Annotated in this window: 5 protein-coding genes; 2 read left to right on the forward strand and 3 right to left on the reverse strand. The window is 39.9% G+C overall.

Features of this window, described 5'->3' with window-relative positions; all coding sequences use genetic code 11:
• Positions 1-5: 5 nt before the first annotated feature.
• Both QZ738_RS13665 and QZ738_RS13670 read right to left on the reverse strand, forming a co-directional pair.
• The gene (locus tag QZ738_RS13665; protein WP_293788315.1) at positions 6-3,050 is read right to left on the reverse strand and encodes a TonB-dependent receptor; all 3,045 of its coding nucleotides are present in this window, start codon (positions 3,048-3,050) and stop codon (positions 6-8) included.
• Between the two features lie 59 nt (positions 3,051-3,109).
• Entirely contained in the window at positions 3,110-3,997 is an 888-nt protein-coding gene (locus QZ738_RS13670; RefSeq protein WP_293788316.1) for an inositol oxygenase family protein, read from the reverse strand.
• A 479-nt stretch (positions 3,998-4,476) separates the two neighbouring features.
• Between QZ738_RS13670 and QZ738_RS13675 the strand changes: the two genes are divergently transcribed.
• Positions 4,477-5,484 (forward strand): LacI family DNA-binding transcriptional regulator, encoded by a 1,008-nt coding sequence (locus QZ738_RS13675; protein ID WP_293788317.1) that lies wholly within the window; start codon positions 4,477-4,479, stop codon positions 5,482-5,484.
• 156 nt (positions 5,485-5,640) lie between these two features.
• Positions 5,641-7,059 (forward strand): glycoside hydrolase family 28 protein, encoded by a 1,419-nt coding sequence (locus QZ738_RS13680; RefSeq protein ID WP_293788318.1) that lies wholly within the window; start codon positions 5,641-5,643, stop codon positions 7,057-7,059.
• A gap of 66 nt (positions 7,060-7,125) precedes the next feature.
• Here QZ738_RS13680 and QZ738_RS13685 read toward each other — a convergent pair whose 3' ends face one another.
• Positions 7,126-7,395, reverse strand: coding sequence for a hypothetical protein (locus QZ738_RS13685; protein WP_293788319.1), 270 nt, complete (start codon positions 7,393-7,395; stop codon positions 7,126-7,128).
• Positions 7,396-7,594: the final 199 nt, after the last annotated feature.

A 7,594-nucleotide genomic window follows, 5' to 3' on the forward strand; every position in this document is an offset into this window, starting at 1 on the left:
AAATTTTAATTAAATGATACGTTTAAACCAAATAAGAAAGTTCTGGTTTTAGGATAAAAGTTGTTGGTATCTACACCCGGAGCAGTACCACCCTGGTTAATCTCAGGGTCTATTCCTTTGTAACCGGTAATCACAAACAGGTTATTTGCTGTGGTATATAAGCGAAGAGAATTTATACCAGGAATAAGTCCCTTTTTGAAAGTGTAGCCCAGCGTAGCATTGTCTAAACGCAGGTAACTGGCATTCTCTAAAAATCTGCTCGAATATTTATAGGAGTTGAAATCGGCTACCGATTCATTCTCAACTTCTACCGGTATATTGGTAAATTGTGCCGTACTCGGACGGAATAAATCTGCACGGGTAACATTCATAATTTTCAGGCCTAAAGTAGCTCTCATAAATACACTTAAATCGAAATTTTTGTATCTGATGTTATTTGACCAGCCCAGCAATGCTTTTGGTTGAGCATTTCCAAGGATGTAATAATCGGTTTTATTAAGCAGTCCCTGTGTTTTAATGTTACCGGCAGCATCATAATATTGCGATACGCCATTTGCATCTTTACCAGCATATTTAAAGGTAAAAAAAGTACCAATTGGTTCTCCCGGTTTAAGAATTTGCAATGTTGCGCCACTCTGTCCGGCTCCATCAGGAGAAACGGTAAGGCGGTCTTCAATATTAAATCTGCTGTCATCTGACAGGCTGATTACTTTATTGCGGTTATGTGCCAGGTTAAACCCGGTTGTCCAGCTAAAGTTCTCTGTGCTAACCGGCGTACCGTTTAAAACCAGTTCGATACCCTTATTGCTCAAACTACCAACGTTCGCTGTATAGGCACCTGCTGGATAAAGATTGTTATCTACGCCAAATGTCAGAATCAGGTCGGTTGTTTTTTTATCGTACAGGTCAACAGAACCAGATAACCTGCCATTGAAAAGTCCGAAATCTAAACCAATATTGGTTGTAGCTGTCTTTTCCCATCTTAAATCAGGGTTTTCATTCTGGATGGCACCGTATGCACCTTCTCTTGGCGAGCCGTTATAATAAAACTGACCAACCTGACCATAAATAAGTTTGGTGGTTAATGGGGCAAAGCCGAGTGAGTTACCCGCTATACCATAACTTCCCCTTAATTTAAGGGTTTTGATTACGCCAACATTTTTAAAGAAGTTTTCCTGATCAATGTTCCAGGCTGCACCAACAGATGGGAAAAAGCCCCATTTTTCGTTACTTCCGAAAACGTTAGAACCATCTCTTCTGATTGATCCCTGCAAAAGATATTTGTTTTTGTAATTGTAGTTTACCCTTGCAAAATCAGAAATCATCAAAATTTCCTGATACGTTACGCCCGGGTTAAAATCAACCCTGAAATCGGTTACGGCATAAGGATTTCCTAAGCTTAAATTGTTATAACTTACCTGGTTAATCGGGAAATTGGTCGAAGTAGCCTGAAAACCGTCATTATTTAACGATTGCTGATATGAATAACCCACAACGGCATTGATATCGTGATCTCCAAATTTTTTATTCCAGGTTAGGTAGGTTTCAATAATTTTATTCGTGTTTTGATAAGCATTTCTTACCGCCAAACCATCTTTACCAACCAGAGTCACAAAACTAGGTGTTGCCGGTGGCTCTGGTGTATTACGCACGTTGTTATACCTCGAAGTATAAATGCTGTTGTAAAATGCACCGTAAACATTCTGGCTATTTTGATATGATGCAGAAACATCGTAAGAGAAACCGAATGGTAATTTCAGGTTAACGGTTAAGTTTCCTAAAATATTTTTATTCTTCAGGTTCTCTGTACCATTTTCGAGCATCGAAACCGGGTTATAGTAGCTGGTTTGAATTAAGTTGTCAAAATAAGAACCATCTGGATTTTTTACCGGCGATGTCGGCAGGTAAGTAAGCATTTGCGCCAGTACCGTATTACGGTAAGGTACCAGATTAGCATTGGTTACCGAGTTGCTGATGTTTAAGCCGATCTTTAACTTGTCGTTTAAGGCTTTCTGTTCAATTCCGATCCGACCGATAAATCTATCTAAATCACTTGTTTTGATGATACCATCTTGTTTGAAATAGTTTAAGCTTGCATTATAGGTCGTTTTTTCGGTACCGCCGCTAAGTGAAACGTTATGGTTGTATGATAAAGCGTCGCTACGTTGTACCTCGTTCTGCCAGTTGGTATTGGCGCCTTTATCATTCGCTGGTGTAAGGGCAGAATTGGTTTTTGCTAAAAATGCCTTTAACTGATCTGCATCCATCATATTATACCGGTTTGATACATTTTCTACGCCAAAATAGCCGTTATAGGTAATTTGTGTTGCACCTGTTACGCCGCGTTTGGTGGTCACCATAATTACGCCGTTGGCAGCCCTGTTACCATAAATGGACGCAGCAGCAGCATCTTTTAATACATCTATGGAAGCAATATCATCCGGTGCCAGAATCGAAATATCGGCACCAACAACACCATCAATTACGAAAAGTGGGGATTGTGCACCATCACGTAGGGTAGAGGCACCACGCAAAATGATGGCTGCATTACGGTTTGGGTCGCCACTTCTGGTAATGTTTAGTCCTGGTACCTTACCCTGTAGCATCTGGCCAACATCGCTAATGGCTCCTTTGTTCAGATCATCGCCTTTAACCGTAGAGATAGAACTGGTTAATGCTTTTCTCGAACTTTTTCCGTAACCTACCACTACAACATCAGTAAGTGCTGAGCTTGCCTCGCTGATCACAACCTGATAAGTTGATGCATTGGTAACAGTAAGCTCTTTGGTTTGATAGCCTAAAAAGCTAAAGAGGATTTTATCTCCTGTTTTGGCCGAGATACTAAATGAACCACCAGCACCTGTTGAGGTCACTTTTGTTGTGCCTTTTACCGTTACAGAAGCCCCTACAATAGGCAGTTTTGCATCATCAACTAAATTTCCGGTAATTTTTTTTTCCGTTTGCGCATAAGCGGTGTTGAACGCCTGGCTGATGAGTAAAAGCAGCATCAACAGGCTACTATACTTTAAGCGTGTACATGTAAATCTCATGATTTTTGTAAAATTAGATTCATAAATGGTTTATTGGTTAAAAATTTTCTGAGATAGATTTAAAATTTAATGTGAGCTGGTAAGTATTTAGCCACTAAAGCTTTATAATAAGGTTCCAGCTCTGCCCAGCTTTTTTGATTGGGGTTTTTAGAATAGAGATCGTAAGGATTAAACAGATTCACCCATTTAAACATTTCATGATCTTTCTCATTCATTAAATGATCGTATGCATTTTCCCGATGCTGCGAATAAAAAGAATGGTAGCGGAGCATATATAAACCCGGCTCTGGCAGATAGGGTTTCATCATATGGTACACATATTCGTCATGGCCCCATGACATATTTACCTTATCCAGCCCGCAATTTTCGGTATAAACACCTAGTTTGGTTTGGTAAATCTCATTTGTGTAATCAGGATTCTGACTAAAAAATTCCGGGTACACAATTTTATCAGAATAGGCACAACCTACGGGAAAAGTATCACCTACAACAGCCCATTGTGGCTCTCCGAATAAACAGAGTACCTTACCCATGTCATGAATTAAACCGACTAAAACCATCCAATCAGGGTGACCGTCGTTTCTAATGGCTTCAGATGTTTGCAACAGGTGCTGCATTTGATCTAAATCAGTATCAGGATCAGAGTCATCCACCAACTTATTTAAAAAATCGAACGCACTCCAGATGGGCATCTCTTGTTTGTTGAACCTTAGGTAATCAGCTTTCTTCTGCTTTACAAAATCGTAGGTTTGATAAGTGTGGTTAAGCCTGTAAAATTCTTTTACACTATCTTTTTCCGTTTCTTCATAATTTCTGAACTGCTCCTCTTTTTTGTCAGCATTGATATTTTTGGGATCCGGATAGCGGGTAAGGATATCCTCTTCCCATTGATCGAGATTTTGCAATGGATTTTGGTGATCCTTCGAAGATGCACTTTGGTTTCTCATAAGGCTAGAAATTGATTTCTATGAACTTTTTGTTGGTTGTTGGGTTAAAGTTGAGTTTTTGCCAGCTGAAAATTTTATGTTCGACCAACTTTATTTACTTAAACGATTACGTAAAATCTTGATAAGAATTGAGAAAATAGGATTAAAGTGCTTAATTTTAGGGAGTTAAGGTTTTAGCCTTTTGCCGAATGCTTCAACGTCTGGGAATTCCGTAAATAAACTGGCAAAAGAAAAAAAATAAAGGCTGATCTTACGATTATTTTATATTTTCGTTCGCTGCCTAATATGATCGCTAACGCGAAGATATTGGGTAGCCAATCGGCTAACTTATTCAAAACATCCAATTCCACGGGTACATCGTATACCCATTGAGGCTGCTTTTTTGATATGCTGCTGACGAAGAAAAGGAAATTGTTGTCCCGTCACAATTCTGGATAAGGCTGCAGAAACCTTAAAAACTAACAAAACAAATTAAAAACATGGCAGAAGCAGTTAATATTAAGCGGTTGGCTCAAGAATTGAACATCTCTATTGCAACCGTTTCTAAGGCCCTCAACGATAGCTATGAAATTAGTTTAAAAACCAAAAACAGGGTATGGGATTTGGCCAAAGAACTGAATTATACCCCAAATCCTGCGGCGAGTAACCTCCGCAGTAATAAAACCAAAACGATAGCGGTCGTTATCCCCTGCGTAGCCAATAATTTTTTCTCCTTATCCATAATGGGAATTGAAGAAATTGCCAGGCAGTATGGTTACCATGTGCTTATTTATCAAACTCATGAAAATATAGAAGCTGAAAAAGCATTTACCAATAGCTTGTTGAATGGTAGGGTAGATGGTATTCTTACTTCAGTATCCAGCAGTGAATATAACAGTGAATATTATGCCAATTTGGTCAAGAAAATTCCTTTGGTATTTTTCGATCGCGTTTACCAGGACCTGGATGCGGTTAAAGTAACTACTGATGATTACGAAATTGCTTATCAGGCAACAGAACATCTGATTGATTGTGGTTGTACCAAAATTGCCTATTTGTTTGGCCTCGAAAACCTTCCGGCGGGTAAGGCGAGGTTTTCGGGTTATCTCGATGCACTGAGAACGCATGGGCTGGCTGCTTCAGACCACCTTATTGTTAAATATCATGAAGACGAAGAATTTAACCTGCAGCAGATAGAAGAATTGCTTGAAAAGTATAAACCCGATGCGCTTTTTTCTTCTATTGAAGAATTCATCATTCCTGCTTATTGTGCTTGCAGAGAGTCGGGTCTACAGATTCCGGATGAAATTAAAATACTGAGTTTTTCTAATCTGAGTACAGCAAAACTTTTAAGCCCTGCCCTGACAACAATTTCGCAGCCTGCCTTCGAAATCGGGCGTGAAGCGGCAAAATGCCTGTTCAAAATTCTGAATAACAAACAGCTTGATGACGAGCAGAATATTATCCTCAAATCAGTACTTGTCAAGCGTGAATCTACAGGTTGTTAAAGCCAAGATTTAAATTTTTACCGGTTGTTTCGCGAAAACGTTTACGTAATTAAACAGGTAAATTACGCTTCAAACCGGAGATTTTTTGTGATTTTTAAATCGTTTTTGGTCATTCGACTCAGTTAAATACAACCGAAAATTGATAACGATCTGAATATGAAAATTAGAATTTTACTTTTTTTTACACTGCTGATTCCATTGAGCGGGATGGCCCGGGATGAAATATATAATATTAAAAACTATGGTGCGGTAGGTGATGGTAAAACCAACGATGCTGCTGCTATTCAGAAAGCCATTGATGCCTGTTCTGCTGCGGGCGGCGGGCAGGTTATTGTACCTGCGGGGAGCGTGTTTTTAGCGGGGCCTTTTAAGTTAAAGTCTTTTGTTGATTTACGAGTGGAAGGTGGGGCAAAACTCCTGGCCAGCCCTGATGAAAAATTATATACCGAAAGTGCTTTTAGGGAAAATAAAGGTGAAGGTACCATCTGGATTGGCGGCGAAAAACTGGAGCAGGTGAGCATTACCGGAAAAGGTGTAATTGATGGGAACGGGATTTCGTTTATGGGGGAGGAGCTGAGCGACTCGTATGTTTTAAAACCATTTAATTTGATCGATCCGAGGCCACATTTGCTTACGCTCATTGGCTGCACTAAATTAAATATCGATGGGGTAACGTTTCAAAATTCTGCTTACTGGACTGTTCATCTGGTAGGTTGTAATGATGTTTCCATATCCAATATTACCTTACTGAACAGTATAAAAATCCGGAATAGCGATGGTATAGATCTGGATCACAGTAAAAATGTGCGGATTACCAATTGTTTTATCGAATCAGGTGATGATTGTATCTGTTTAAAAAACAGACGTGAGTTCGAAGAATATGGGGCATGCGAAAATATTGTGATCAGTAACTGTACCATGACGTCCAGCTCATGCGCGATTAAGATCGGCTCTGAAAATATGGACCGGATCAGTAGTGTACTCATCAATAATTGCAATATCCGAAAGAGCAACCGCGGTATTGGGATTCAGAACCGGGATGAGGGGACCGTGGACAATGTGATTTTCTCTAACTTGTTTATTGAGTCTAAACTGTTTTCAGATGTATGGTGGGGAAAGGCAGAGCCAATTTATATTACCGCTTACCCCAGAGCAACGAGCAATAATAAAGACGCAGGCTGGCGTTTACCAAAGGGCCAGACCAAAGGTAAAGTAGGTGCGGTTAAAAATATCTATTTTAGTAACATCAGGTGCACGGGCGAAAGTGGTGTTTACATCAGCGGCGAAAATCAGGATAAAGTTTCCGGAATCTATTTCGATCAGGTCAGTGTTCATCTTGATAAAACAACAAACGAAGCAGGCGGAGTTTATGATCGCAGACCCAGCAATGTTGAGGGGCTGGTTAAAAGTGCGGTTGCCGGATTTTATTTCGAAAATACCGGATACATCAGTTTGCAGAACAGTAATGTGGTATGGGGTAAAAATAAACCGGCCTACGCAGGTAAGGCCCTGGAGAAAAAGAATGTAGGCAAGCTCAAAACGGTTAACTTCAGCGAAACTACAGCAGCGCAATAAGGAATTATAAAATGCGCTGGTGGCGTTAGTTCCAATCAGATAATAAGGTATGCATTGATCTTTTTCTTATCGCTCGCTGTTCACCACAATTTCAGTCAGGGCAGTGTTAATCTCGTTGATGGTTTTTACACTGAAAACATGCCTTCCGGTTAACCACCTTTTAATTTCATCAGGATTAATATCCAATATGAAGGCCAGGTGGTTTTCCGTCGAACCTTTTGCAGCAAGTATTGCTGTGGTTCTTTGGGCTGCATCAAGGTTCAGCTGCGTTAATTTTTCAATTGCAGGATTTCCGGTTTCTTCGAGCCAGACCGACACAAAATCATTTTCTTCCATTTTATTCTTCTAAATTAGAACATCAGCTTGCCTTAAACAGTGATATTCGTTTGGGCGGCAAATTTAGGGATTAAGCAAAAAAGTTGGGGGGATTTTAAGCATATATTTTTGATAGCCTGAACATAAAGAATTCAACATTTCTTACTCCCCTGAACTGGGCCCTTAGCGCCTTGATCTTAGCATTAAAGGATTCGGCGGA

This window comes from uncultured Pedobacter sp. (genome assembly GCF_913776295.1).
Taxonomy (GTDB): domain Bacteria; phylum Bacteroidota; class Bacteroidia; order Sphingobacteriales; family Sphingobacteriaceae; genus Pedobacter.

Coding starts and splice junctions, on each gene's coding strand:
- QZ738_RS13665 (WP_293788315.1), bottom strand. CDS start 3,050: ATGAGATTTACATGTACACGCTTAAAGTATAGTAGCCTGTTGATGCTG.
- QZ738_RS13675 (WP_293788317.1), top strand. CDS start 4,477: ATGGCAGAAGCAGTTAATATTAAGCGGTTGGCTCAAGAATTGAACATC.
- QZ738_RS13685 (WP_293788319.1), bottom strand. CDS start 7,395: ATGGAAGAAAATGATTTTGTGTCGGTCTGGCTCGAAGAAACCGGAAAT.
- QZ738_RS13670 (WP_293788316.1), bottom strand. CDS start 3,997: ATGAGAAACCAAAGTGCATCTTCGAAGGATCACCAAAATCCATTGCAA.
- QZ738_RS13680 (WP_293788318.1), top strand. CDS start 5,641: ATGAAAATTAGAATTTTACTTTTTTTTACACTGCTGATTCCATTGAGC.